The sequence below is a fragment of the Parafrankia irregularis genome (assembly GCF_001536285.1).
Lineage (GTDB): Bacteria > Actinomycetota > Actinomycetes > Frankiales > Frankiaceae > Parafrankia > Parafrankia irregularis.
On record NZ_FAOZ01000003.1, the window covers coordinates 313150 to 339916 of the forward strand.

Below are 26767 nucleotides of genomic sequence, written 5' to 3' on the forward strand. Positions count from 1 at the left end.
GCGATACTCCCACCCGACAACCGCAGCCGCACCTACACGAGCAACTGCCACGGCAGGGCGTCATTCGGTGACGCGCCACCCAGAATGTCCGACTCTGCCCTTTTAATCCTCGGTGCGACCCTCCAATTTTGGCGACTGCCCTATGTGGCCGGCCTCCAGTCGAGCCAAACAAGGGCCCCGAAAAACATTCACCCAACTAATCCACAACACGGACGGGTCTCGATAATTCGCCCGCAGGCGACACCCAACCCGCGCCACGCTTTATACAATTCCCCGGACGAAAGGTGTGCCGAGCGCCACGGGCTGGCGGGTGCGTCGCAGGACGAGCACCATCGCCAGCAGGGCCAGCAGGTACGGGGCGACGATCAGCAGCTGGCTGTTGAGCTGGACGCCGACCGCCGGCAATGCCAGCCGCAGCGCGTCCGCGAGGCCGAACAGCGCCACCCCGACGATCGTGCCGCGCAGCCGCCACGCACCGAAGATCACGGCCGCGATCACCAGGTAGCCCCGCCCCGCGGTCATGTTGTCGTTGAACGAACCGACCGCCCCGACCGCGAGGTGTGCCCCGCCCAGGCCCGCGAACAGCCCGCACCACAGCAGCGCCTGCCGCCGGCGCAGGTTCACCGCGATGCCGGTGACGTCCGCTCCCTGCGGGTTCTCACCGACCGCGCGCAGTTCCAGGCCCCACCTGGTCCGCTCGACGAGCCACCACGTCAGCGGGACGAGCCCGAGCAGCAGGTACACCGGCCAGCGCTGGACGAACAGCGGCTCGCCGACCAGCGGGATGTCACGCAGCACCGGGATGCTCACCTGGGCGACCTGGTGCCCGGTGAGCTCGAGGCTCTCGTTGAAGAAGCTGGTCGCGCCGAGGGCCAGCACGTTGAGGGTGAGCCCCACGATGAACGTGTTCACGACCAGCCGGTGCGACATGTTGCCGTGGATCAGGCCGAGCAGCAGGCCCGCAAGCGCGCCCACCACCAGCCCGAGCGTCGCCGAGCCGGTCGCCGACGAGGCTGCGACCGCGGTGAACGCACCTGTGATCATCATCGCCTCGATGGAGATGTTCATGGTGCCGGCCCGCTCCGCGAGGTACTCACCGCAGGCGGCGAACCCCAGCGGTGCCGCGAGCCGGATCGCGCTGGACAGGATCGTGGCGCCGTCGTCCAGGATCATCGGGCCCTCGCCATCGTCGATTCGGAGTTCGCGGCCACGGCCGGACGGCCCGCGGTGCCCGCCGCGGCCCGTCCGCGGCGGCGGTCGGCGGCGGCGCGCAGCAGCGCCAGCACGGCCGGGGGCAGCACGAAGGCGAGCACGAGCAGCGCCTGGGTGACGTCGATCAGATAGGCGGGCACGCCGGTCGAGGCGAGCACCCCGCCGCCGGACCGCAGCGCACCGAACACCAGCGCGGTGGCGACCGAGGCGACCGGGCTGTTGCGGGCGACCAGTGCGACCAGCAGACCGTCCCAGCCGTAGTTGTCCGACATCGCCGGCTGGAGCCGGTAGACCTCGCCCGCGAGCACCGCGCCGCCGGCCAGGCCGGAGAACCCTCCGGAGATCGCCAGCGCGAGCCCGCCGAAGGTGGCCGCACGTACCCCGGCGTGCCGCGCGGCGAGCGGGTTGAGTCCCAGCATCCGAACCTTGAAACCCCACCGGCTGCGGGCCAGCGCGACGCCGGTGACGACCGCGAGCACCACCGCGATGATCGCGCCCGCCCCGATACTGAGATCGGGATACTGCCCGATCGACGGCAGCCGGAAGGACGGGGCGAGCGCGTCGGACTGCGCCGCCACGATCGCGCCCGGCCGGCGGGTCTCCTGCAGCAGCGACGGGCTGCTCACGACGTAGCTCACCAGCTGCTGCGCCACGAAGATCATGAGCATCGTGCTGACGACGACGTCCACCCCGCGGCGGTAGTGCATCACCGCGGGCACCGCCGCCCAGGCCGCGCCGCCCAGCGCCGAGCCGAGCAGGGTCAGCGTCAGCACCAGCGCCGGCGGCCCCTGGGTACGCAGCCCGACGAACGCACCGACCATCGCGCCGACGAGGAGCTGGCCCTCCTGGCCGATGTTGAACACGCCCGCGCGGCTGCTGATGCACGCACCCACGGCCACCAGCAGCAACGGGGTCATCTCGACCAGTGTCTGGCTGATCGCACCGGGGCTCCCGACACTTCCGTCCAGCATCGAGGAGAACACCTCGGACGGTGAGCCGCCCGTCGTGGTGACCAGCAGCGCGGTCACACCGAGCGCCACGGCCACCGATGCCATCGTGCACACGGCGACGAGCAGCGGCGAGACGCCCGTGCTGGACGGTCTGAGCAGGGCCCGCGCGGCCCGGTCCACCGACCCGCGCAGCCCGTGGTCGCCGGTGCCGATGCCGGTGCCAGTGCCAGTGCCAGTGCCGGTGCCGGTGCCGGTGCCGGGCGCGGACGGCGGGCGGGCCGGAGCGTGGACGCTCATCGCGCCGGCCCGGTGAGCGCGGCACCGCCGACGAGCAGGCCCAGGCTTTCGGCGTCGGCGTCCTCGGGGGCGAGCTCGCCGGCCATCCGGCCGGCGGAGATCACCGCGATCCGGTCCGACAAGGCCATCACCTCCTCCAGTTCGGTCGACACGAGCAGGACCGCGACCCCGCGGGCCGCCGCTGCCCGCAGCTCGACGTACATCGACTCGATGGCACCGACGTCCAGCCCACGGGTGGGCTGGGCCGCGACCAGCACCGACGGTCGTCCCGCCAGCTCGCGGGCGAGCACGACCCGCTGCTGGTTGCCGCCGGACAGCGTCCGCAGCGGCGCGTCCAGCGAGGGGCAGGAGATGGCGAACCGTTCGGCGAGCTCGGCGGCGTGCCGCAGCTGCCGGCGCCGGCTGACCAGCATCCGGCCGCTGACCGGCGCGAGATCGGTGAGCACCAGGTTGTCTGCGACGCTCATGTCCAGCACGCAGCCGGAGCGGTGGCGGTCCTCGGAGATCACCCCGACTCCGGCAGCGTGCAGGGCACCGGGGCGACGCAGGTCGATGGGCCGGCCCCCGACCCGCACCTCGCCGGCAGCCGGGATGATCAGGCCGGACATCAGATCGCCGAGGGTGTGCTGCCCGTTGCCCTCCACCCCGTAGAGGCCGACGATCTCGCCGGGACGCAGGCTGAGCGTGAAGGCGTCCAGCAGGGCGCTCCCGGCAGGTGAACGCACCAGCACGCCGTCCAGCTCAAGCGCGGCCGCCTCGTCGGCGGCCGGCTGGCTGGTCCGCGTCCCGGCGGTGGCGGGGGCCGGCGGGACGCTGCGTGCCGTGGCCGGCGCCGTCGCCGCGGCTGTCGCCGGCGTCAGGCCGAGGGCGGCGGCCTCCTCGCCGAGCGCCACCTCCCGGCCGACCATCTCGCGGGCGAGCGTGGCCGCGTCGGTACCGGACGTCTCCCGTCGCGCGACCACCCGGCCCCGGCGCAGCACGGTGACCCGGTCGGTGGCGGTGAGGATCTCGGTCAGCTTGTGGCTGATCAGGACGACCGCCTTTGCCGCTCCCGCCCCCGCCCCCGCGCCAGCTCCCACTCCCGCTTCTGGACAGGCAGCCGCAGCCGGCGGGCCGTCGCCGGTGACCGCACGGCGCAGCACGGCGAACAGGTCCCGCGATTCGGCCAACGACAGAACCGAGGTGGGCTCGTCGAGAATGATCACATCAGGGTCCCGGCGCAGGCACTTGATGATCTCGACGCGCTGGCGCTGCCCGGCGGACAGCGTGTCGACCCGGGCGAGCGGATCCACGGCGATGCCGTACCGCTCGCCGATCCGCACCGTCTGGGCGCAGGCCTCCTCCCGCCGCAGTCGACCACCTCCGGCCCAGCGCCGCCCGGCCCGCATCCGCCCGGCCCACCGCCCGTCGCCCGGCAGCCGATCACCGCCGTCCCGTCCGCGACCGGCGCCCTGGCTGGCGGGCAGCCCGGCGAGACCGGCCGTCGCGTCCCCAAGAATGACGTTCTCCCAGACGGTCAGGGCGCCGACCAGGCTGAAGTGCTGGTGAACCATGCCGACACCGATACCGGCCGCGGCCCGCGGGTCCGTGACGTCGATCGGTTCGCCGTCCCGCAGGATCATGCCGGCATCCGGCCGGATCAGCCCGCTGAGCACCTTCATCAGGGTCGACTTGCCGGCCCCGTTCTCGCCGAGCAGCCCGTGGATCTCCCCGCGGCGCACGGCCAGGTCGATGCCGTCGCAGGCGACGACCTGGCCGTACCGCTTGGTGATGCCCCGCAGCTCGATGGCCGGGGCAGCCACCGAGACGTGGTCCGGGGCGTGGTGGGCCTGACGCGGGACGTGGTGGGTGTGGTCCGGGCCGGGAGCGGGCGCCGGGATGCGAACGGTCGCGGTCGCGGTGGGCCGGGAGGTATCGGTCATGCGCGGTCAGCTCCTCGGATGTCCTCGGTTCGGCGAAAGGTCTGCGGCCGCCGAGGGGGCTCAGCCGCCGAGCTTCGCGACCTCGTCGGCCGGGACGATGGCACCCGAACCGATGTCCGAGATGAACTTGTTGACCGCGGCGGTCTGCTCGTCCGTGCCGGCGCAGACCTTCACGGTCGGCACCGCGTCGACGCCCATCTTCCAGTGCCTGGTGACGCCCATCTTCAGCGTGCCGGCGGAGAAGTCCTTCAGCGCGGCCGCGAAGTAGTCACCGGGGCTGAAGATCGCTGAGATGGCGAACTTCGCGGTCGGGTCGGAGCAGCGGTCGGTACCGGGGGTCAGCGTCGGCACACCCGCATCGCTCGCGATCTTCGCCGCGGCGTCGGTCGCGCCGCCCAGGTACGGGTAGAACATCTTGACGCCCTGGTTGATCTGCGCCTGGGCGGCTTCCTGCCCCTTGGCCGCGTCGTCGAACGAACCGGTGTAGGTGGCGAGAACCTCCGCGTCCGGGATCACCTCGCGGATGCCGGCCTTGAACGCCTTGTAGGCGAGGACGGAGAAGTCCGCCTCCGGCCCGGTGACATAGCCGGCCTTGGTGTCCCCGTTCTCCTTCATCAGCAGGCCGGCGGCGTATCCGGCCGCGAGCAGGCTCTCGTTGACGTCGTCCTGGGAGGTCGAGATGTAGGGGGTGAGCTCGACGCCCTGACCGGCGGCGACGTACCAGGCCGTCTTCGCGCAGACGGCCTCCTGGGCGACGGGCAGCGCGTCCTTGAGCTCGCTGGCACCGACGGCGACCAGGTCGACACCCTGCCGGCAGACGTTGCGGGCGGCCGACACCGCGTCGGCCGGGTTGATCTTGTCCTGGGTGATGATCTGCCAGCCCTGGTCGGCCGCGAACGTCTTCGCCGAGGCCACGAAGCTCTCGTAGTAGCCGTTGTCGTTGGTGTCACCGGGGCTGAGGATGCCGATGACGATCTTGCCGTCACCGTTCACGTCCGGCTCGCCGGCCGGGACGGTGCCCGCGGCCGGGGCGGCCGACGCGCCGTTCTCGGCCGAGGTCGCGCTCGTGGAGTTGTCACCGCAGGCGGCCACGAGTGCCAGCGACAGCGCGGCCGCCGAGACGGCGGTCAGGCGTGGGATAGCGCGGTGGAGCGAGAACCTAGCAGTCAACGTCGTACCTTCCGCGACAGGGAGTACAGGCGAAGTTCAGGTGGCTCGCGGCCTACGACGCTGTAGAGCCGCCTCCGTGGTGGGGAGCCGCACGGAGGTGGGTACTGCCAAGCGGAGAGGGAGCCGGCCGTGACGCCTCGGCCTGTCCGCACGACGCTTCGGCACGTCGGCACGACCCTCCGGGGCGTCCGCGCGACGCTTCGGCGCGGATCACGGCGCGATGGTGGTCCCGACCTCGCGCCGGTGCCCGGCCGGCCGGCACCGATGCCGCCCTCGCTCCTCCCGACCGCAAGCGGCCCGGATACGTCCTGACCAGGCAAAACCCTCTGCGATGCACGTTAGTCGAGCGGTCCGGGGGCTTCGCTGTGCCTTGGGCACCAACCCGCCGCACGGCTTCCGGCCCGGGATTCGTTCGTTACAGTCAGCTGTTCCGGGCGCCACACGCCCGACATCTCGGACAGCGATCAGGAAGGGTGGGGGCGGGCGTCAGTCGCCCCAGTCGGTGCGCACCGCCGCCGCCTCACGGATGCGGAAGTGTCCCTGGGTGTCCCTGACGGCGTCCTCGGTCCGGGTGCTGGACCGGTCCACCACCACGTGCTTGCCGAAGTTCTCCACCAGCGGGCGGCCGACATCCCGGCGCAGCCACAGGCGCAGCAGGTGGCGGGTGTGGGCGAAGTCGGCGCCGTTGACGAACTCGGTACGCGAATGCAGCGCCGCGTAGTTGAGAAGCCACTGGATGTCGCCGGGCTGGAAGTCCATGTCGAGCGCGACACCGTCGGAGTAGGTGATCTCCTCGATCAGCGCGAGCGCCTCCCGCTGCGGCCCGGTGAGCGGCGGCACGCCCGGGTAGCGATGTGCCGACTCGATCATGTCGGCGCCCGCGTACATGCTGAAGCAGCCCTGGGTCCAGCTGACGATCGGCGAGGTGTAGGTGTCCGCCGGTGCGTCCGGGTCCTGCCGCCGCCAGTCGTAGTGCCAGGGTTCCAACAGCAGCGGAGCCAGGTCGGGGCGGCGCGCGAGCAGCTCGTTGAAGACCGTCGCGCCGCTGACCAGGCTGCTCAGGCCACCGGACGCCGGTGGACGCAGGCACATCAGCGCCACCGCGTCGGAGCTGTCGGAGTGGTAGGGCAGCTTGTCCCGGGTCCGCGACGGCAGGCCGCCCTCCTCGTAGGCCTTGTCCGACACGCCCACGATGTGGTCGATGAGGTCACCGAGCTCGTTCTGGCGGATCGGTTCACCCAGGTGCAGGCCGATCAGGTAGAAGATCGCCGCGGCGAGGGTGTCGTCGTACTCCTCCATCCGCAGCCCGCGGATGAGGACGAAGCCCCGGCCGGAGTCCATGTCGGCGCCGAACCGGCGGATCGCCTCGGCGGCGGCCGTGAGCGGGTACTGCGCGGCGCTGACGGTCCGCAGGTCCGGGTCGTCGGCGATGAACCGCCGCCCGACCTCCTCCAGCTCGGCCACCTGGTCCGGGCCGAGCCGGAAGATCCAGTCGTCGGTGCGGGACAGTTCGTCGCCGCGCCAGACGAACGGCCCGGTGACCGGCTCCAGCGTGGTGGTGATGGTCATGGGTGTGCTGTTCCTTTCCCTGTCCTCTTCCTATGCCCGGGAGCCTCGCTATGCCCGGGAGCCTCGCCGCCCGGGAGCCTCGCTATGCCCAGGAGCGGGGTATCCGCAGGTCTGCCCGGTCGAGCAGGGCCGCCGCACGGTCGCGGGCCGCCGCCCACAGCGCGTCGGAGTCCACTGTCGTGACCCGACCGCCCCGCACCACCTGGCGGCCGGCGACAAGCACGTCACGCACCGTGTGGGTCGGCGCGTTCCACACCAGCTGGCGGGCCAGGTCGCCGACCGGCACCCACGCCGGGTCGTCGGTGCGGAAGACGACGATGTCCGCCTCCAGGCCCTCGGCCAGCGCTCCGGTCACCCCGCCGAAGCCGATCGCGGCCGCGCCGTCGACGGTGGCCAGCGCGAACGCCTCCCCCGCCCGCAGCGGGGCGACACCGTCGGCGGGGGCGTCCCGCGACAGCCCGGCCAGCAACCGCGCCGCGTCCAGGACGTCGACCCGGTCACCGGCGTTGTGCGAGTCGCACCCCAGCGCCAGCCGGCCACCGGCCCGCCAGAACGGGACGTGCCGTCCTGCCCTGGTCAGTCCCTGCCCGAGCCGCAGGTACGCCCACGGGCAGCAGGCGACAGCAGTGCCGGTCGCGGCGAGGATCTCGATCTCCTCTTCTGACAGCCACACTCCGTGGCCGAGCAGCAGCCGGGGGCCGAGCACGCCGAGCGCGGCCAGATGCTCCACCGGCCCACGCCCGCTGCGCCGCCGGTAGGCGTGGACGTCGTCGACACTCGGCGCCAGGTGCAGGGTGAAGCCGGTGTCCAGCTCCTGGGCGAGCCCGGCGGCGCCGACGAGCAGCTCGTCGCTGGCGAGGTCGTGGCCCACGAGAGTGACCCACCCGCTGACCAGCCCGCCGGGCGGGAACGCCCGGACGACCTCGGACTGCCGGGCGAGCACCTCCTCGACCGGACCGGAGTAGGGCAGCCCCGGCGCGTCCCAGCCCCAGGTGCCCAGCGTCGCCCGGATCCCGGCGCGGCGCAGCGCCGCACCGACCCGCTCCGGGTGGGCCACAGTGCCCGGCTCGACGATCGTGGTCACCCCGGCCCGCAACGCCTCGACCGCGGTGAGCAGCGCCGAGATCTCGTCGTCCGCGGGCAGGTGCGCGGCGTGCAGGGGCATCGCCCACTCGAAGATCGACGCCTGGGAGTCGATGTCGTCCGGGATGACGCTGCGTACCAGCGGATCTCCGGTGGTGTGCTGGTGGGCGTTGATCAGGCCTGGTGTGACCACACAGCCGGTCGCATCCAGCTCGGTGCTGCCGGGGAACGCGGCCCTGATCTCGTCGGTCGGGCCGACGCCCACGATCCGCCCGTCACGCACAGCGACCGCGCCGCCGTCGAGGACGCGTCGCCCGGTGTCCATCGTGACCACCTGGCCGCCGATGACCAGGAGGTCCGCGGGGCCGGCCATGCCGGCTGGCATGACCTGATCCTTCGACGTCGACCCGGTGGATGTCATGGTCCGGATGCTAGGAACAGGCCGGCGGCCTCCGTATGTGCTGCTGACACAAGAACCGTCCACGCGGTTTCGGGCGAACGGCGCCGGACGCTGATCCCGCACACCCGCCGTTCACCGGCCGCGGCGGCTGCTGATTCGCCCGTCAGGATCCGTCGGCCGGTGGGTGTGGAAGCAGTCGCGCGGCCCACGCTCCGGTTCCGATCAGCCTGGCGGCCTCGCTCTTGATGATCTCGATGACCCTGGTGGCGAAGCCGGTCGGCAGTTCGAGGTGTGTGGTCACGGCGATACCGAACCGGGTGGCGAGTGACGGGTCGCGCAACGGAGCCGCCCGCAGGACACCGGCGTCGATCTCGGGCCCGCAGGCCGAAAGCGGGAGAACACCCCAGCCGTAGCCCGCGCCGATGAGGTCCTTCATCACCTGCAGCGAATCGGTGACGAACCGTGCGGTGATCCTCAGCTTGAGCCGCAGCGCCGTGTTCTCGACGCTGGTGCGCACGCCGGTCGCGCTCGCCGGCAGCACCAGCGGGTGTGCTGTCAGCTCGGCGAAGCTGACAGCGCGGTCCGGCCGCAGGTCGGCGGAGCCGGCCCCGACCACGAGAAGGTCGTCCTCCAGCAGATCCTCGTAGAAAAGCCTCCCATCCGAGAGGGGACCTATCATCGCAATGTCAACGACGCCTTTGAGGATTCCCTCGACGAGCTCCTCGGTACCCGCGACGGTTATCTGGAAATGCACCTTGGGAAATGCGGCCCCCAGGCTTTCCAGCAGCGGCACGGCCAGCACTCCGGCGGCGGTCGTCGGCAGCCCGATATGCAGGCCCCGCTCGATGCGCGCGAGCGGGGATCCGACATAGAGCATCGCGAGCTCGAGCTGGCGCAGCGGTGCGGCCGTGGTGGCACGCAGCCGCTCACCCTCCTCGGTCAGCTGAACGCCGCGAGCGGTCCGCAGGAAGAGCGTGACGCCCAGATCCTCCTCCAGCAGCCGAATGTGCCGGCTGAGCGCCGGCTGGGCGATCCCGAGAACGCTGGCGGCGCGGCTGATGGAACCTTCGTCCGCGACGCGCAGGAAGTAGCCGAGCCGGTGGGTGTCCATGCCTAGGGGGTCATGCCCGCGGCACCTGGTAGCCGCCGCGGGTGATCAGGCGGACCGGGTCGCTGCCGTCCCATTCCGCGCAGGTCCGCGAGATCCGGTCCAGCTGCACGAGAAAATTCGGCGTCTGTTCCACCACCTCGGTGTAGAAGCCGAAGTCCGCGCTGGTGTCGAAATAGGCCACCCGGAAGGAGCCGCTGACGCTTTCGCAGGCGAGTTCGTAACCCAGCTGCGCGTAGTGCGCCTTCCTGCCCTCGTAGTCCGGCGTCACCGTGCAGAGCTGATGCAGCGCCGACACCCGGCCGCGCCGCCATTCCCGGTAGATCCCGGGGCGGTCGCAGAGCTGCTTCACGAGCTCGATCTGCACCGGCCCGGCCTGCGCCACCGCGATCTGGATCGTCACGGTGGCCGGCTCGCCGCGGTAGGTCGCCTGCTGGTCGACGACCGGCATGACATGGAACGGCCCCACCCCGAAGACCCGGGCCCACCTCGCCGCGGCCTCCAGCAGATCGTCGACCAGGAAGCCGAGCTGGAAGAACCGGAACTCGCCGGCCGGCCCACCACCGGGATCACTGACCGGCCAGTCCTGTTCGAACAGTGAATGTTCCGGCCGGCTCATGACGCCCTTCCTTCCTGAGTCACCGCCGGGCGCACGAGCACATCCTGCACGACGGTCGCCACAAGCTGCCCGTTCTCGTCGCGGATCGTGCCTCGCGCCAGGCCCCGGCCGCCACTGACCGCGAGCGCGTCCTGGGTGTGCACATGCCACCGGTCGAATCGACAGGGCCGGTGCAGCCACAGGGCGTGATCCAGGCTGAACCCGCCCAGCCTGCCCACCGCGGCGAGGTCAGGGTAGGAGCGGAACACGATATCCATGAGGAAGTAGTCGCTGGCATAGGCGAGCAGTGCTGCGTGCAGCGCCGGGTCGTCACCGACGGCGCGCGGCAGCCGCATCCAGTGCGACCGGGAACCCTGCGCCGGCGCCCCGCCGAGGAAGGTCGGTGGCTCCCCCATCCGGATCTCGACCGCCGGCGGCCGCTCGATCCAGGAGCGGCTGGCCGCGCCCGGACCCGCGGGAACCTTCTGTGCCCACTCCTGGATGGATGGCAGGTCCTCGGGGCGTCCCGGATCGGTGATCGACCCGTCAGGTCCGCCAGGCACCCCGGACCCGGACCCGGCCACGGGCGGCAGCGCCGCGTCAGCCGTCACGGTGCCCGCTCGGAAGCTCGCGAGGGCTTCGAGGAGGGGGCGACCGCCCTGCAGCAGGGTGACCCGCCGCGTCGCCGACGAGCGTCCGTCTCGTACCCGCTCGACCTCGATGTCGATCGGGTGTTCCGGGACGCCGGCCTCCACGAACGCCGCGTGCAGGGACTGCACGGTCGTCCCCGGCGCGGTCGCGCTCGCCGCGGCCAGCGCCTGCGCGAGCAGCTGACCGCCGAAGATCCGACCTGGAAACTGGCCGGGCGCGGACCCGGCCCGAAACCTGTCGTCGCCGACCGGGTCCAGCTCCAGGGCCTGGAGAAGTCCGTCGAGCGAGCCGAGAACTGCCGGTTCGTGGAGACTGCCAGCGGGCGGGGACATGCGCCCACTATCCAACACACGTGCGGCTTGGATCAAAGATCCGTCCGCTGGACCCGTGTTCGTGGGCCGCGGCGCGTCCCTCAGCCGCCGCCTCTGATCATCTCGTAGAGAACGGTCCAGTTCTCGGTGCCGCGACCCGCCGCGACGGCCTGGTCGTAGTGCGCTTTGACGGCTCTGGGCAGCTGGGTGTCGATACCGGCCTTCTCACTCGTCCAGACGATGTGGTTCGCGGTGGCGCCCATCATCCGCGCGGTGCTCAGGTCGCCGGGGTGCTCGCCGCCCTCCAGGAGCCGCGCGAGGTCATGCCCATCCCCGACCATCGCCGGGATGCCGCTGACGAAGTCCAGCGCGCCGGGCAGGAAGTCGCCGGCCGCGACACCGGCGGCGGTGACGAGCGCGGTGGCGTGGAGCAGGCTTGACAGGGCGGTGAGAAAGACGTCCAGATGTGCCTGGTAGTAGAGCTGGGCAAGGCCCTGGTCCGACCCCAGGTATCTGGGCTCGCCGATCAGCCGGAGCGTCGGCTCGTGCGCGTCGAACACGGCGCGCGGCCCACTGTAGAACACGTATGCCCCCGGGCCGCCGACGGCGGGAGCGGGCACCATCACGCCGCCCGTGATGAAGCTCGCGCCGTGCCCGGCCGCCCATTCCGCCGCTTCCCGGGAGGCGTCGGGGGTGTCCGAACTGAGATTGACCAGCACTTTCCCGTCGAGAGCTCCGGGGCGCGGCGCGCCTTCCACGACCGGGCCGAGGATGTCGTACATCGCCTGGTAGTCGGTGAGACTGAGGATGATCAGCTCACTGGCGGCGACCGCCGCGTGCGGCGTCGGCGCCAGTACGGCACCCGCTGCGACAAGGTCGTCGGCGCGCCCGGCGGTGCGGTTCCACACCGTCACCGGATGGCCGGACCGCAGCAGGGACGCGGCGGTCGCGCGCCCCATCGGGCCGAGGCCCAGCAAGGTGATACGGGTCGTCATGGACCGTCCTTCGCGCTCATTGGTGGTCTGAATGGCGTGCTGTTCAGACCCTCTATCCCCGCCTTCCTCCCGGCAAGTACCTACGTTTTTGTTCAATACTCACCAGGAAGTAAGTGACAGCCGAGGAGAGGGTGCGGTCTGATGGCGACGAGCGCGCGGCGCGGTCCGTACGTCTGTGGCATCGACGCCGGTATGGACGTGGTGTCGGGGAAGTGGAAGTCCCTGATCCTCTGGGAGCTGAACAACCACGGAACCCGGCGCTTCGGAGAGCTGCGGCGCGGCCTTCCCGGCGTCAGCGAGAAGATGCTCATCCAGCATCTTCGCGAGATGGAGGAGGACGACCTGGTTCACCGCGAGGTGTACCGCGAGGTCCCGCCCCGGGTCGAGTACTCCCTCACCGAGCACGGCACATCCCTCAACGAGGCCCTCCGCTCGCTGGGTGAGTGGGGGATGCGACGCTGTGAGCGCCTCGACGCCGAGGATGCGCCCACGCCCGCATGACACGAAGATCACCCCGGCGCGGCGGCACCAGCCGTGGCCTGCCTGTCCACCGCCCGGAGCGATCGGTGACGCCGGCAGCGTGACGGGCACGGGAGGGTCTCCGGTCGCGCCACAACGGCGTGCGCTGTTCGCCATACGTTGGTATGTGTGGTGTCCAGTCAGATTCAGACACGGATGGAAGGTGTGGACTGTGCCTAGGCAGAGGCCGTCGGGCCGGCCGGCCGGTGACCGAGGCGGGGCTTCGGCCGCCGGCACGGAGGGCACCGGATCCGTCCGCGAGCCGTCGGCCGACGACGACTCGGCCCCGGTCACCGCCAGCGGCCGGCCGAAGGGTGGCCTGCGGGCCGCCCAGCGGGCGTTCACCCATGCGAGGTTCATCGACTCGGCCGTCGTCGAGTTCACCGAGCGCGGGTACGCACGCACCACGGTCGACGACATCCTTGCCAGAGCCGGCACGACGCGAGCCACCTTCTATCTTCATTTCCGGAGTAAGGCGGATATTCTCCGCGAGCTGTACGACCGGGTGATGGCCGTGTTCGAAGGCATCTACGCCGACCTCGACGGCCTCGGATGCGATCCGACACTGGACGGCATCCGGGCCTGGCTCCGGCTGGATGTCGAACGGTGGGCACAGGTCCGGCATTACGCCGTCCCGCTGGCCGAAGGCGCGGTCATTGAGCCTGAGATAAGGGCGCTCGTCGAGCAGGGCTACGAGTATCACATCCAGTCTCTCGCCCAAGCGCTGTTCGCAGACCGCGAGGACGTCAAACCGGAGGACGCCGAGCTCGCCGCCATCATCCTGCTGAATCCACTGATGAACTTCTACGACCGCTACATGCACGGACGACTGACGGACACCGAGCGGATGATCACGCTGGTCGCGGCCGCCTGGATGGCGATCATCAAGGTGCCGGGTCGGTGACGGCGTAGCCAGATCAACACCACGACGCCGCGCCCGTCGACCGGGCGGACTCCGCACGACGCCCGAAGTCCGAAGCCCGAAGCTCCGACCGGGCTTGGCCGTCTCGACGGCCGGGTCCGGTCCAGGCTGGGCTGGGGTCGGGTGGGGTGGGGTGGGCAATCCCGGGTCGATCCGCGCGCAGCTGGCTCTCGACGCGTTACCGGTGGGCCCGTTCGGACGTCACGATGACCCCACATCTCCGAGCCGGCGGGACGGGCTTCGGACGGACCAGGACCAGCGGCGACGCCGTCCGATTCGACGAGACGCCCGGCCTTCCTGATCGCCGGACAGGACCGAGGGCCGGGAGTGGCCGAGGGCTGCCCCATGCATCGAGCCACCGGGCTCGCAGGGCGAGGCCAGGCGTTCAACCGAGGGAACTAGGCAGACACAGAAGCCATTGACTAGACACTGTATCTACCTTATGGTCACCCCACTGGACAGCGCAGTCCCCAGCGGCCGGCCCTCCTGATCGAGCGCCACGCGCGCTGCGGCCCGCTGCTGGCCAGAGGTCGACGAAGCCGGTCCGAACGCTCCCGCAATCGTCGATCGCTACATCAAATATTCAATATTTTCCTGGCGCTCCTGCTTGGGCAGGTGAGCCCGGCCGGGAGCCACTGCGCCACGTGGCACCTCGGCGCAGCGTTCGCACATTCCGCCACGTGTCACCTGGGGGGGCCGTGGCACCTGCGAGGGAGTATCCGATGGGTGTCTCACGATTAGTCGTCATGCTCGCGGCCGCGACAGCGCTGGTGACCGGAGCCGCGGCCTGCGGCGGCGACGGTGATTCCGGCACACCGGCCAGCGGGCCGACCGTCACCGACGCCGCCATCAAGGCCGGGCCGCCGAACGGCTGGAGCGACGGCGGAGTCACGGTCGACGCAAGCGAGCTGAAGTGCGGGCTGACCGCGTCCGATCCGACCCGCGGCATCACCGACACCTCCATCAAGGTCGGCGGCCTGGCCTACCTGACCAGCCCCAGCGGCAGCACCATGGCGGGGACCGAGGCCGGCGCCAAGGTGCGCTTCCAACGCGAGAACGACGCCGGCGGCATCAACGGCCGCACGATCGACTACATCGGGACCCTCGACGACGGCAACGACTCCGCCCGCAACGTGAGCCAGGCCAAGGTCCTCGCGGACCAGGAAAAGGTGTTCGCCGTCGTCCCCGAGATGACAGCCCACGCCAGCTACCTGGACACCTTCTGCAGCGAGGGCGTGCCCTTCTTCGGCTGGGGATTCAACGCCGGCTACTGCGGCAACACGATCGGCTTCGGCATCACCGGATGCCTCACCGACCTGCCGAAGACCACGTCGTCCCTCTACGGGATCATGGTGCAGTCGATGCTCGGTGGTGACGCCAAGGGTGCGACCGTCGCGGTGATCGGCAACGACGGCGACTCCTCCCGCACCGGCCTGGCCGACGTCAAGCTGCAGATCGAATCCGTCGGGGCGAGGGTCGTCTACGCCGAGGCCCCGGTTCCGTACGCCGGCCTCGCCGACGCCACCCCGATCGTCAGCAAGATCATGACGTCCGCCGACGGCGCTCCTCCGCAGGCGGTGGTCTACACCACCGACTTCACCTCGACCACGAAGCTCATCCAGGCGCTGACCTCGGCCGGTTTCAGCGGCGGGCAGCTCAGCCCCCTCGGCTATGACCCGCGGCTGGCCGCGGCGAACTTCGCCGGGCTCCAGAAGTCGTACACGCTGCTGCAGTGGTCGCCGACCGAGGACGCGTCGTCGGACGGCGTGCGGCAGCTCATCGCCGACTTCAGGAAGTACGCGCCCCAGGAGGCGATCAGCCTGCCCGCCATGGCCGGCTACTGGGCCGCCGACCTGTTCGTCGACGCCGCGACGAAGACCGGTCGAGACCTGACGGTCGACAGCTTCCTGAAGACGCTGAACAGCGACTACAGCTACTACGTCGACGGCGCGGTGCCACAGACCCGGTACCCGCTCAACCATGTCGTCAACGCCCCCTGCGGATCGCTCGTGCAGCTGAACGGGACCAAGTACGACATCACCAGCAAGCTTTCCTGCGGACAGGTCCTCAAGAAATAGTGGTCATTGCGGCGACATGCCACGCAATGGATTTCGGAAACGACCGTGCACCGATTTCTGGTAACCCATCCAGCCGGTGCTCGTCGCCGGCGCCGCCATCAGCTGTAAACGGAGGACCTGATGGTCGATTTCAATCCCTACGATGCCGGGACCTGGGCGGATCCCTACCCGACCTACGCCGCGCTACGCGCCGAGGCGCCCGTCTACCGGAATGACGACCTGCGGTTCTGGGCGTTGTCACGGCATGCCGACGTGCTGGCGGCGCACAACGACTGGGAGACCTACTCCAGCGCGGGCGGGGTCACGATCGAGGGGATCGAGAAGGATTTCCCCATGCTGGTCGTGAAGGATCCGCCGGACCATCACTGGCACCGCAGAATCGTCAGCAAGGTGTTCACACCACGGCGGATGTCGGAGCTGGAGCCGTTCATCCGCCGCCAGGCCAGGGAGCTCCTCGACGCCCAGCGGGACGCCACCGAGTTCGACATCGTCGGCGAGTTCGCGCTCCCGCTGCCGCTGGAGATCATCAGCGAGCTGTTGGGCATCCCCGTCGAGCACCGCATGACCGTGAACCGGCTGTCGGACCTGCTCACCGAACGCGGACCGGACACCGACCCGAACCAGTTCGCCGAAGCCATCGGTGGCCTGCTGGCTCTCTACCTGGAACTGGTCGTGGAACGGCGCCGGAAGCCACAGGACGACGTCATCTCCATGATCATACAGACGGAGGTGACGGACGACGAGGACGGCCGCACCCGACGCCTGTCGGATGAGGAGATCGCCTTCCGGTTCCTCGAGCTGGGCACGGCCGGCCACGAAACCGTCGCCAGGGCGATTCCCAACGGGCTCATGGCGATGACCCGCTTCCCTGACCAGGCCCGGATGCTGCGCGACGACCCGTCGCTGGCGACGAAGGCCGTCGAGGAGACGCTGCGTCTCGACCCACCGTCGCAGCTACAGGGCCGCACGACCACCAGGGACGTCACCCTGCACGGCGTCACGATTCCCGCCGGTGCGAAGGTCATGCTGGTCACCGGCTCGGCGCTGCGCGACGAGACCGTCTACGACCGCCCCGACGTCTTCGATCTCACGCGCCAGCACCATCCGTCGACGCTGTTCTTCGGTTTCGGTATCCACCGATGCCTCGGCGCGCATCTGGCCCGCCTGGAGATAAAGATCGCGTTCGAGGAGATCTTCGCCCGCTATCCGGAGTTCCATCTCGACCTCGACCGCGCCGAGTGGCAGGTCTCCACCAACGTGCGCGGGGTCAGCGGCCTTCCCTTCATCGTCGACCCGGCTGGCGCATCGGTCCCGGCGGGAGCGTGAATGAGCGTCAATGCTGATCTTTCCGGCCGCCGGGTCCTGGTGGTCGGTGCCTCCTCCGGAATCGGCAGGGCGATCGCGTTGTCAGCCGCGGCGGCGGGCGCCCGGATCGCCGTCGTCGGCCGGCGGGAGAACCTGCTGGACGACCTGGTCAAGGAGGCCGGCGGCGGCATCCCCATTGTCGCGGACGTCAGCGACGACGCGTCGGCGAAGCGGGCGGTCGCCGAGGCCGTGGCCGGTATGGGCGGCGTCGACGCCGCGCTGCTGCCCTTCGCCTGGTCCTCGGTGGGCCTGCTCGCCGACGCCGACGCCGACATGTGGAACAGGACCTTCGCCACCAACGTGACCGCGCCGACCCTGGTGACCCGCCACGTCGTCCCGGTTCTGGCAGAGGGTGGATTCATCGGCTACGTGTCCTCGATCAGCGCCGCAAAACCCATGCACGGCCTGGGTGCCTACGGCGCGAGCAAGGCCGCGCTCGAACACTCGATTCTCACCTGGCGTCTTGAGCACAGCGACGTCCGTTTTCTGCGCATCGTGGTCGGGCCCACCCTGCCGACGGACTTCTATCGCGACTACGACTGGGAACTCGTCAACAAGGTCACCCCGCGGTGGGTCGAGCACGGCCTCCTGGAGGTCAACTACCTGGCGGTCGACGAGGTCGGGCAGGTCGTCGCCGAAGCGGCGGCCTGGATCCTCGCGCACCCCGCGGTCGTCGTCGAGGACCTCGTCCTCAAGCCACCACTCAAGATCATGACAGCCGCCGCGGTCGCCGCGACCGCCGCCCAGGCCGACGGCTCCCTGCCCGAGGGCGCGGCGGACAACGCGCTGGGCAAGGTCCAGGCCGACCGCCGGGCGGAACGTGCGGCCGAAGAGCACGGGCACGCCCGCGCATAGCACTCGAGCCATGCACCGACATGAACCTGTCCGCGGGGTCGGAGATCCCGCGGACACGACACAGGGAAGGACAGCCGTGGGAAAGCTGGACGGAAAGGTCGTCTTCATCACCGGCGCGGCCCGGGGCCAGGGACGCAGCCACGCCATCAGGCTGGCCGGCGAGGGCGCCAGCATCATCGCCGTCGACATCTGCGCGCAGATCGACAGCGTGCCCTACCCGCTGGCGACCCCGGACGATCTGGCGGAGACGGTCAAGAGCGTCGAGAACCTCGGCGGCGCGATCGTCGGCGTCCAGGCGGACGTCCGTGACCGCCCGGCGCTGCGGGCCGCGCTCGACGAGGGGCTGGCGCAGTTCGGCCGGCTCGACGTCGTCTGCGCGAACGCGGGCGTCTGCCCGGCCGTCGACGCGACACTGGCGGCGGGTTTCGTCGACGGCATGGACGTCGACCTGATCGGGGTGATGAACACCGTCGCGATCAGCCTGCCGCACCTCGGCTCCGGCGCCTCGATCATCGTCACCGGCTCCACCGCTGGGATGATCGAGGGCACCACGGAGCGGATGGGCAACACCGGCGGTGTCGGCTACTCCCTCGCCAAGCAGATGATCGCCCGGTATGTCGAGGTGCTGGCCCTGCAGCTGGCGCCGGCGATGGTCCGGCTGAACGCGATCCACCCGACCAACGTCGACACCCACCTGCTGCACAACGAGACCATCTACAAGGCCTTCCGCCCGGACCTGGAGCATCCGACGCGGGAGGACGCCGAGCTCGCCTTCCCCGCGATGCAGGCGATGCCGATCCCCTACATCGACCCGAGCGACGTCTCCGCGCTGGTCTCGTTCCTCGCCAGTGACGAGTCCCGCTACATCACCGGGCTCAATCTGCGGATCGACGCCGGGGCGATGCTGAAGGCGTCCCCCGTCTGATGTACACGCTGAGATTCGACATGCGCGCGCCCGAGACGGGGGCGCCGGCGCGGGAGCTGTACTCGGCGGCGACCGACATCGCGGCGTGGGCCGAGACGCGCGGGTGCGTGAGCGTGCTGCTCTGTGAGCATCACATGTCGGAGGACGGCTACCTTCCGTCACCCATGATCCTCGCCGGGGCGATGGCGGCGCGGACCTCGACCGTGATGATCACCATCGCCGCACTCGTGCTGCCCTTATACGACCCGATCCGCCTCGCGGAGGAGATGGCGGTGCTCGACATCGTCAGCGGCGGGCGGATGACCTACGTCGCCGGCATCGGCTACCGGCCGGCCGAATACGAGATGTACGGGATCGACTTCCACCGCCGTGGACGGATCGCCGATGAGAAGCTCACGCTCCTGCTGCGCGCGAAGACCGGCGAATCCTTCGAGCACGATGGCCGGCGCATCCGCGTCACCCCGGCCCCGCTCACTCCTGGCGGCCCGATGGTCGCCTGGGGCGGCGGCAGCCCCGCCGCCGCACGCCGCGCCGGTCGGCACGGCATCGGCTTCTTCGCCCAGAGCGGCGAGAAGGAGCTGCAGGTCATCTACGAGGCTGCGGCACGCACGGCCGGCCATGAACCCGGCATGTGCATCCTGAACCCCCCTGACGAGCCCAACACCGTCTTCGTGGCCGAGGACGTCGACGAGGCCTGGGACGAGCTGGGGCCCTATCTCATGCACGATGTGCGCAGCTACGCCGCCTGGAACGGCGGCGACACCGCCACGGCCAGCCTCTCGTCCGCGCGGACGGCGGACGAGCTGCGGGCGGAGCGGCGCAGCCACCAGATCCTGACCGTCGACGAGGCCGTGAACCGGGTCCGGGCCGGCGGCATCCTGCAGCTGCACCCGTTGGTCGGCGGCCTGCCGCCCGACGTCGGCTGGCGCTATCTGCGGACCGTGGCCGAGCAGGTCCTGCCGGCCGCCCGGCCCCCGGCCGCATCGGCCTGACGCCACCGCGGACCCGGCGTCCGGGCCCCCGCCGACAGCGCTGTCACGGGCCGCACCGCCTTCGGCGGCGGTGCGGTCATTTCCGGCTGAACGGCAGCTTGGCGGTCAGCCAACCGACCAGTTCCTTCGGGTTGCGCGACTGCGTCCACACCCGTCCCGGTCCGGTGAACTCGAACACGAGACGCTCGCCGGACTTGAGCGACTGGATCAGACTGGAACTGATCTTACGGGTGGTGTAGAAGACGCTGTCGCCGAACGCAACCAGGTGGCCCGAGTCGAGAACGAACCGCGTGCCGGCGGCGAGGTCGACGATGTCGATCGCGCCGTAGCATGAGGCGACTATCTTTCCGGCACCCGTCGCCCGGACAAGGAAGCCACCCTCGCCGCCGGCCAGGTTCTTGAATCCGCCCCAGGCCGTCTCGAGCTCGACGCCGTCGGACGACGACAGCCACGCGCCACGCGCCAGATTGACCGCTCCGGCGGCACCGGTATCCGAATCGCCCAGGTCGATGACGCAGACGTCACCGGGCAGGTTCGCCGCAACGTCGACCCACCCGCCTTCCGCGCCGGCGGTGAACCGGGTGATGAAAAGCGACTCGCCGCCCAGCACGCTGCGCCTGAGGCCTTTCAGCAGCCCGCCGTCCGTGCTCGATTCGACGGTGACGGCGTCCGCGACGGCCATCATCGCGCCCGACTCGGCCCGCACCGTCTCGCCGGGCGCCATGCCCAGGCGCGCGACCGCGAAGGACGGGCTGTGCCGGATGTCGACCTGCATGCGGCCACCACCTGACCTCGAAAATACGATTAACAGTATTTACCGACCAGCTACTCCGCCGAATATATAAGTGACGCAATGGGCCTGTACCGGGCACGCCCCTGTCAGGTCATCGCCGGGTAGTCGGTGTAGCCGCGGTGGTCACCACCGAAGAAGCCGCTCCGGTCCGGGTCGTTGAACGGGCCGCCGGCAATCAGCCGCGCCGGCAGGTCCGGGTTCGCCAGGAAGAGGGCACCGTAGGAGATCACATCCGCGGTTCCGTCCTGGACGAGGTCCAGCTCGGCCGGGCCGGTCGACTCCGGGAGGGTGTTCGGGTTGAGGATGAACGTTCCGGGCCACTGCGCGCGCAGGCTCGTGGTGAGATCGCGCTGCCCGGCGGTCTCCATGACGTGCAGGTAGACCGCACCCAGACCGGCGACGGCGCTCACCAGGCTCTTGTAGGTCAGGTCCAGGTCGTCCTCGGCGATGTCGTGCAGCGGGTTCCCCGGCGAGATCCGCAGGCCGACCCGGTCGGCGCCGATCGCGTCGACGGCCGCGGCGGTGACCTCGACCGCGAAACGGATCCGCCCCTCGATCGAGCCGCCCCAGCCGTCGGTGCGCTGGTTGGCGTTGGTGGAGAGGAACTGGTGGATCAGGTAGCCGTTGGCCCCGTGCAGCTCGACGCCGTCGAACCCGGCGGCGATCGCGTTGCGGGCGGCCTGGGCGAAGTCCTCGATCGTCTGCACGATCTCGGTCTCGGTCAGTGCGCGCGGCGTCCCGAACGGCTTGAACCCCTCGCGGGTGTACATCTCCCCCGTGGCCGTGACCGCCGACGGCGCCACCGGGGTCAGCTCACCGGGCAGCAGCGTGGCGTCGCCGACGCGGCCGGCGTGCATGAGCTGCGCGAAGATCGCCCCGCCGGCCTCGTGGACCCGGTCGGTGACGGTGCGCCACGCCTCGACCTGCTCATCCGAGTGCAGTCCCGGGGTGTCCGGATAGCCCTGGCCGACGATCGAGGGCTGGACACCCTCGGTGATGATCAGCCCGGCGCTCGCACGCTGTGCGTAGTAGGTGGCCATCAGCTCGGTCGGGGTTCCGCCGGGGCCGAACGCCCGGCTTCGCGTCATCGGCGCCATGGCGATCCGGTTGGACAGGACGATGCGGCCGAGGCGGTAGGGGTCGAACGCGGTGGCCATCGCAAGAGCTCCTCATCGGATTCGGGTCGAGTCACCCACGGGCTACGCATGTGATGCACGGCCGGGCAGCGCCGCAACGAATACGCGCACCACCAGATCGTTGAGTCACTCATGTATTGCGCCGCCACTGTACCCCAATGCATGACTGGGTCAACCATGGAGTCGGCCGAGTAATCTGGGGGCGTGACTGATCGAGAGGCCCGCTTCGCCGAGGCAGGCCGCCTGGCGCAGATGCTTGTCGACATCGGCGAGCGCGCGAAGGCCGACTTCGCCTGCACGGTGGCCTCGTTCGGCCTGCCCGCGCATCTCGCCCGCGCGATCGTCGGCCTCACCAGCCCCGCCCCCATGCGGGACCTCGCCGACCAGCTGGGGTGCGACCGCTCCTACATCACCAGCCTGGCCGACCAGCTGGAGGAGCGCGGACTCGTCACCCGGGTCCCCGGCGAGGACCGGCGCGTCAAGCTGCTCGCGCTGACCGACGCCGGCCTGGCACTACGCAACCAGATCGCCACCGCCGTCGCCGAGCGCAACATCATCCTCCGTCGCCTGACGGACTCCGAGCGCGCGGCCCTCGCCCCGCTCCTCGAACGCCTCCTCGACGACGCTGTGGACGGCTACCAGCCCCTCCCCCGCCGAGACGCCACCTGCGTTCCGTCCGAGATCGACTGCCTGCCCACCCCAACGGCCGCGCGTCACCTGCCCGGCGAATGCCGGGGCGACGACTGACAGGCCCACCCACAACCGCCCCTGGAGTGCATCGGGGGCACGCCGCCCCTCGACCCGGGCGACACCACCAGCGACGCGATCCCCTCTGATCATTGTGTGTCGGCGACAGGAGCCGGGCAGGCCAACGGGTGGCGCCGCCGTCCGTCGAGGGCGGGACGCTCGCGGCCTGCCGCGTCGACCAGCGCGCAGCCGAGTGGCTCGTCGAGATGGCGTGGAGGTAGTGGTGGTGGCGGGGCTCCGAGCAGTCCGGGGTGCCCCGTCGGATCCTGTGCGCTCGGCCAGATGGTCCGGCCTACCCCCGCCTTTTCGCCACGCGCTGGTGGGCTGCACGCTGCTCGTCGGGCTGGCGGCCCTGTCCGCGGCAATGGTGGCCCCGAGGCCGGCACAGATCGCCACGACGATCATCGCGTTCGTCTCCGAGATCACCGCCGCGTCGGCCTGCTTCCGGAGTGCCCGGCACGCCGCGGCGGACGATCGGCGATGGCGGGTGCTCATCGGCATGTTCGCGGCCGGTCTCGCGGGAGGTGCCCTCCTGACCGCGGTGACCTTCCTGAATGGCGACACGATCAGGTCCGCCACGACCTCGACGCTTCTCGGCCTGATCGTCTTCTACGGACTGGCACTGGCCGGGCTGCTGTACCTGCCCGCCGATCCGGTCGAGGGCCGGAGCGCGCGCGGGCGAGACGGTGGCCTGGACCGATGGCATGTGATCGTCGTGCTGGACAGCCTCCTGATCGTCGGTTCGGCCCTCCTGTTCGAATGGGGGACGTCGCTGGCGGCGATCGTCCGGGCAAGCGCGCCCGACCCCGCCCAGCTTCTCGCCGCGCTCGTCCACCAGCTGACGGTGCTCGTCCTCGTGACTGCCGTGCTGCTCATCGCCGCCTTCCGCCGGCCACGGTCCCCGGCGACCCTGGCGCTGCTCGGCGGCGGCCTGCTCGGGTACGCCCTCACGAACAGCATCTACGTCTACCGCTACGCCCACGGTGACTACGACCTGCCAGCGTGGAGCCTGCTGCCGCTCATCGTCTCGCTCCAGCTGATTACCCTCGCCGCGCTGGCACCGGCCAGCGCGGCTGTGGATCGGAACACCACCGCCGAGCCCGGTCCGCGGGCGATGTGGGTGCATACCGCCCTGCCGTACGCCGTGCTCGCGGCGGCCGGCCTGGTGCCTGTCGGCAAGCTGGTCGCGGGCGGTCCGCTCGACCCGGTCGAGGCATATGGCGCGGTGTCACTGCTGGTCCTGGCGTTCACCCGCCAGATGATCACTCTCGCCGAGAACACCCGTCTCCTCGTAGAGGTGAGAGAACGGGAGAAACAGCTGAACTATCAGGCGTTCCACGACCCCCTGACCGGACTGGCCAACCGGGCGCTGTTCGCCCGACGCCTGCGGCACGAGGTCGACCCCGGCGTCGAGCCGCGCGGCGACGACACGGCCACCGGCGGACAGGCCGCCGTGTCCGTCCTGTTCGTCGACCTGGACCAGTTCAAGCGGGTCAACGACACCTTCGGGCACGCCATCGGCGACGAACTCCTCAAGATCACCGCAGGCAGACTGAGGGCCGGAACCCGCGCGAACGACCTGGTCGCCCGGCTCGGCGGCGACGAGTTCGCCGTCATCCTCGACGGCTCCGGCCCAGACGATCCGGTCCGCGTGGCCCAGCGACTCGCGGCCACGGTGCAGACACCATGCCAGCTCGCGGGCCAGACGTTCCAGCCACGCGCCAGCCTCGGGCTCGTCACCCTCGACCCCGACACCAGGCCGATGACCCCCGACAGCCTGCTCCACCAGGCCGACCTCGCGATGTACGCGGCGAAACGCGCCGACACCACCAAACTCGTCATCTACAACGGCCGCCTGGGAGTCCACCCCGGCCGCGACCCGCCGCAGATCCACTGGACGCCCAACTGACCGTCGGATGGCACGTTTGTTTCGGGGGGACGCGGCATCCGGGCCTTCCCGCCGGCCGGTGGAGCTGTCTCCGCGGGACATCAGCCTGGCCAGCGGCACCACACCCTCTCACCCGCGCACCGCACGCGGCGTGCTCGGGGCCCGGGCTCGACCTGCTCGCCGACCTGGTGGAATCGCCGAACGGAAGGAGCTGAATGCCGCGAACAACGCGTCCGCGTTTCGCCGCCCTACCGAACTCTCCGGCCTGAAGCGTCGGGCGGCCGTCGCGGCGGTTCCGGGTGGCACTACATACTGCCACGCCCACCGGAAACCAGCGCTGTTCCAGTGGCTATGCGCAGAGAAAGTAACTGGTGCTAATCGTGGGGGTGGTAGCTACAACTGCGGAACTCACCGTCCGGCTTTCCGTCGCCAACCAGCTCGTTTACCTTGGATCTCGCCGACGTCGGCGCGCACATCCGATACCTATCTCCCGAACCAGTTCTTCAACCGGATCGCCAACGCTTCAAAGTAGGGTCCATGATTCATGGCTTCTTTGATCAAACTAGCGAGGGGGAGCCCGTCGAACCGGCTCATAGCCGTGCCAAGCTCAGCGGCAAGTTCAGCGGCGGTACGGTTGCGATCGGCGCGTGCCACATCCAGCTCGATTTCGTCGTCCGAAAGGCCATCCACAGAATCGGCGTCTGTACCGGAACCTCCGTCGTCATCGTCAGATCCATCTCTCCGGTGGGAAGAGTGATCATCTTGGCGGTTCTCGTCCACGTCCGGTCGTTCCTGACGGTCGCCGTCCGGCGTTCGGTCCCGCGCTGACTCCTCACCTTCTCGTACTGGCGCCCCGTCATCGTCCGGTCCGTTGTTGCTGTCACCAGGATCGACAGGGTCACCGTCGCCTGCGGGGTCGGATTCGCCGTCGTCGTTGGCACCTGACCCAACCGCGTCAGTCCGGGAGTGCGCCGTGCTTTCGGAGGGGGCGTTTCCCTCGTCGCTGCCAGTTCCCGAGGGGACGTCGCCGTGCTCGGTACCCGGGCCGGCCTGCCCAGTGGTGTCCGCTTCTTCCCGAGCGTCTCCACCCTGACCGCCGCGCGCGCCTCCATCGACCAGCGCTGCGCCGGGTATCGACTGGGCGGGGATATCAGGCGTCGTTTCAGTTGGTGTCTCGGCTGGTGTTACGGCGGGGCCGTCGAAGAAGGCGCCTGCCGCACTGGAGATCGTCTCGGCCCCTTCGAGGAGCATTTCTGCCGCACTGATGATCGTCTCGGCCAGCTCTTCAGTGACGTCCCTGGCGGCGGAGCCGTCGGCGGCTTCGCTGGATGGCTCGGTAGCCGGCTCCCCGATTCCCAGCGCATCGGTAGCCGGGTCCGAGATGTCGGTGTCTGTCGGTTCCGCGTGATTGGCGATCTCGTTGTTGTCGACGGTCTTCTCGTCGTCGCCTCTGACGGGGTTCTGGTCGGTCCTGTCGAGGTCGGTGTCCGCGCTGACTGGTTCGGCGCTTTGGGTCTCCAGCGGGTCGGCGACGGTGTCCGCTTCCCCCTGCTCAGCCTCGGGAGGCAGTTCTTCCCGCGCAGGATCCTCCTCGCCCAAGCGCTCCTCCGCCAGGCGTTCCGGCGTCCTGCTCACGTCAGGAGCGGCTGTCCGGTCCGGAATCTCGTCGAGATGATCCGACTCGTGGTGGTCTGCGTCGCCCGGTTGGCGGTCTGGGATCTCGCTGTCCGCATGGCTCCCCTCGTCATCGGGCTGCCGCGGAATCTCGTCGTCCTCGTTCAGCGACGGTTCGTCGTTGAGGGCGGCGGCCTTGTGTTCGGTCGCGTCCTGTGTCGAGCGGTCGTCGCGCGAGCCGTCCGATGGTGGCATGGCGTCACCAGAATCAGCGGCCTGAGCACTGTCCGCTTCGACGGACGATGCGTTGTCCGCTTCGGTGACCTGGTCGGATTCACCTAGCGGGTTGGCTTCGTCAGGCTCGTCAGTTTCGCGGTCCAGATCGTCGAGCTTATCCGCAGTATCACGATCCGACGGCCCGTTCGAACCAGAGCCGTCATCGAACTCGTCAGGCCCGTCAGTTTCGCGATCCAAATCATCGAACTTATCCGCAGCAACACCATCCGACGGCCCTTCGAGATTTGAGGCGCCGGATGATGGGGTGAGGTCGGCGGATGCGGGTTCGTTGCCGTCGAGGTCTTGGGCCTTGGCTTCGGCGGCGGAATCGGTGGGCGGTGGGGGCGGTGGAGGGATATCAGCAGAATCGGCTGCTCCATCGACGGGCATG

General features: G+C 70.1%; 22 protein-coding genes. 9 read left to right on the forward strand and 13 right to left on the reverse strand.

All coding sequences use genetic code 11. The annotated features are described in order from the left end of the window. Positions 1-261: 261 nt before the first annotated feature. The 10 genes from AWX74_RS06265 to AWX74_RS06310 all read right to left on the reverse strand — a co-directional run bounded on the left by AWX74_RS06265 (position 262) and on the right by AWX74_RS06310 (position 12266). Positions 262-1173: an ABC transporter permease gene (locus AWX74_RS06265; protein WP_054567495.1), complete on the reverse strand. Its 912-nt coding sequence runs from the start codon at positions 1171-1173 to the stop codon at positions 262-264. After that, the gene (locus AWX74_RS06270; RefSeq protein WP_091272555.1) at positions 1170-2459 is read right to left on the reverse strand and encodes an ABC transporter permease; all 1290 of its coding nucleotides are present in this window, start codon (positions 2457-2459) and stop codon (positions 1170-1172) included. Before AWX74_RS06270 ends, AWX74_RS06265 begins: the two co-directional genes overlap by 4 nt. Then, positions 2456-4381, reverse strand: coding sequence for an ABC transporter ATP-binding protein (locus AWX74_RS06275; protein ID WP_091272557.1), 1926 nt, complete (start codon positions 4379-4381; stop codon positions 2456-2458). The genes AWX74_RS06270 and AWX74_RS06275 overlap by 4 nt, the downstream gene beginning before the upstream one ends. A gap of 60 nt (positions 4382-4441) precedes the next feature. Then, a complete protein-coding gene (locus AWX74_RS06280; RefSeq protein ID WP_091272559.1) occupies positions 4442-5551 on the reverse strand; it encodes a BMP family ABC transporter substrate-binding protein in 1110 nt (369 codons plus the stop codon). A 486-nt stretch (positions 5552-6037) separates the two neighbouring features. Continuing rightward, positions 6038-7120 carry a TauD/TfdA family dioxygenase gene (locus tag AWX74_RS06285; RefSeq protein ID WP_091272561.1) on the reverse strand — a complete coding sequence of 361 codons (1083 nt, stop codon included), beginning with the start codon at positions 7118-7120 and terminating at the stop codon, positions 6038-6040. An 82-nt stretch (positions 7121-7202) separates the two neighbouring features. Next, entirely contained in the window at positions 7203-8588 is a 1386-nt protein-coding gene (locus tag AWX74_RS06290; protein ID WP_242666105.1) for an amidohydrolase family protein, read from the reverse strand. Positions 8589-8766: 178 nt separating this feature from the next. Beyond that, positions 8767-9714, reverse strand: a complete 948-nt coding sequence (locus tag AWX74_RS06295) for a LysR family transcriptional regulator (protein ID WP_091272565.1) — start codon at positions 9712-9714, stop codon at positions 8767-8769. A 10-nt stretch (positions 9715-9724) separates the two neighbouring features. After that, positions 9725-10330 carry a VOC family protein gene (locus AWX74_RS06300; protein WP_091272566.1) on the reverse strand — a complete coding sequence of 202 codons (606 nt, stop codon included), beginning with the start codon at positions 10328-10330 and terminating at the stop codon, positions 9725-9727. Continuing rightward, a complete protein-coding gene (locus AWX74_RS06305) occupies positions 10327-11292 on the reverse strand; it encodes an acyl-CoA thioesterase (RefSeq protein ID WP_091272568.1) in 966 nt (321 codons plus the stop codon). The genes AWX74_RS06300 and AWX74_RS06305 overlap by 4 nt, the downstream gene beginning before the upstream one ends. An 80-nt stretch (positions 11293-11372) precedes the next feature. Beyond that, complete coding sequence (locus AWX74_RS06310) at positions 11373-12266, reverse strand: NAD(P)-dependent oxidoreductase (protein ID WP_091272570.1); 894 nt, start codon at positions 12264-12266, stop codon at positions 11373-11375. A 141-nt stretch (positions 12267-12407) separates the two neighbouring features. Here AWX74_RS06310 and AWX74_RS06315 point away from each other — a divergent pair, with 141 nt between their 5' ends. The 7 genes from AWX74_RS06315 to AWX74_RS06345 all read left to right on the forward strand — a co-directional run bounded on the left by AWX74_RS06315 (position 12408) and on the right by AWX74_RS06345 (position 19922). Next, positions 12408-12767: a winged helix-turn-helix transcriptional regulator gene (locus tag AWX74_RS06315; RefSeq protein WP_091272572.1), complete on the forward strand. Its 360-nt coding sequence runs from the start codon at positions 12408-12410 to the stop codon at positions 12765-12767. A gap of 79 nt (positions 12768-12846) precedes the next feature. Further along, entirely contained in the window at positions 12847-13689 is an 843-nt protein-coding gene (locus tag AWX74_RS06320; RefSeq protein ID WP_242666106.1) for a TetR/AcrR family transcriptional regulator, read from the forward strand. Between the two features lie 740 nt (positions 13690-14429). Beyond that, positions 14430-15785 (forward strand): ABC transporter substrate-binding protein, encoded by a 1356-nt coding sequence (locus AWX74_RS06325; RefSeq protein ID WP_091272576.1) that lies wholly within the window; start codon positions 14430-14432, stop codon positions 15783-15785. A 120-nt stretch (positions 15786-15905) separates the two neighbouring features. Beyond that, a complete protein-coding gene (locus AWX74_RS06330) occupies positions 15906-17111 on the forward strand; it encodes a cytochrome P450 (RefSeq protein ID WP_091272579.1) in 1206 nt (401 codons plus the stop codon). Continuing rightward, on the forward strand, positions 17112-18005 hold the full coding sequence (locus AWX74_RS06335; RefSeq protein WP_091272581.1) for an SDR family oxidoreductase: 894 nt from the start codon (positions 17112-17114) through the stop codon (positions 18003-18005). It begins immediately after the preceding gene. 76 nt (positions 18006-18081) lie between these two features. Beyond that, entirely contained in the window at positions 18082-18930 is an 849-nt protein-coding gene (locus tag AWX74_RS06340) for a mycofactocin-coupled SDR family oxidoreductase (RefSeq protein WP_091272583.1), read from the forward strand. After that, the gene (locus tag AWX74_RS06345; protein ID WP_091272585.1) at positions 18930-19922 is read left to right on the forward strand and encodes an LLM class flavin-dependent oxidoreductase; all 993 of its coding nucleotides are present in this window, start codon (positions 18930-18932) and stop codon (positions 19920-19922) included. The genes AWX74_RS06340 and AWX74_RS06345 overlap by 1 nt, the downstream gene beginning before the upstream one ends. 76 nt (positions 19923-19998) lie before the next feature. Here AWX74_RS06345 and AWX74_RS06350 read toward each other — a convergent pair whose 3' ends face one another. Then, positions 19999-20697 (reverse strand): TIGR00266 family protein, encoded by a 699-nt coding sequence (locus AWX74_RS06350; RefSeq protein ID WP_091272588.1) that lies wholly within the window; start codon positions 20695-20697, stop codon positions 19999-20001. 104 nt (positions 20698-20801) lie between these two features. After that, positions 20802-21872, reverse strand: a complete 1071-nt coding sequence (locus AWX74_RS06355; RefSeq protein WP_091272591.1) for an alkene reductase — start codon at positions 21870-21872, stop codon at positions 20802-20804. Positions 21873-22055: 183 nt separating this feature from the next. Between AWX74_RS06355 and AWX74_RS06360 the strand changes: the two genes are divergently transcribed. Both AWX74_RS06360 and AWX74_RS06365 read left to right on the forward strand, forming a co-directional pair. Then, on the forward strand, positions 22056-22598 hold the full coding sequence (locus AWX74_RS06360) for a MarR family winged helix-turn-helix transcriptional regulator (RefSeq protein ID WP_091272592.1): 543 nt from the start codon (positions 22056-22058) through the stop codon (positions 22596-22598). 268 nt (positions 22599-22866) lie between these two features. Beyond that, positions 22867-24507, forward strand: a complete 1641-nt coding sequence (locus AWX74_RS06365; protein ID WP_242666107.1) for a GGDEF domain-containing protein — start codon at positions 22867-22869, stop codon at positions 24505-24507. Positions 24508-24969: 462 nt separating this feature from the next. Here AWX74_RS06365 and AWX74_RS06370 read toward each other — a convergent pair whose 3' ends face one another. After that, on the reverse strand, positions 24970-26766 hold the full coding sequence (locus AWX74_RS06370; protein WP_131799413.1) for a hypothetical protein: 1797 nt from the start codon (positions 26764-26766) through the stop codon (positions 24970-24972). Between the last annotated feature and the right edge of the window lies 1 nt (position 26767).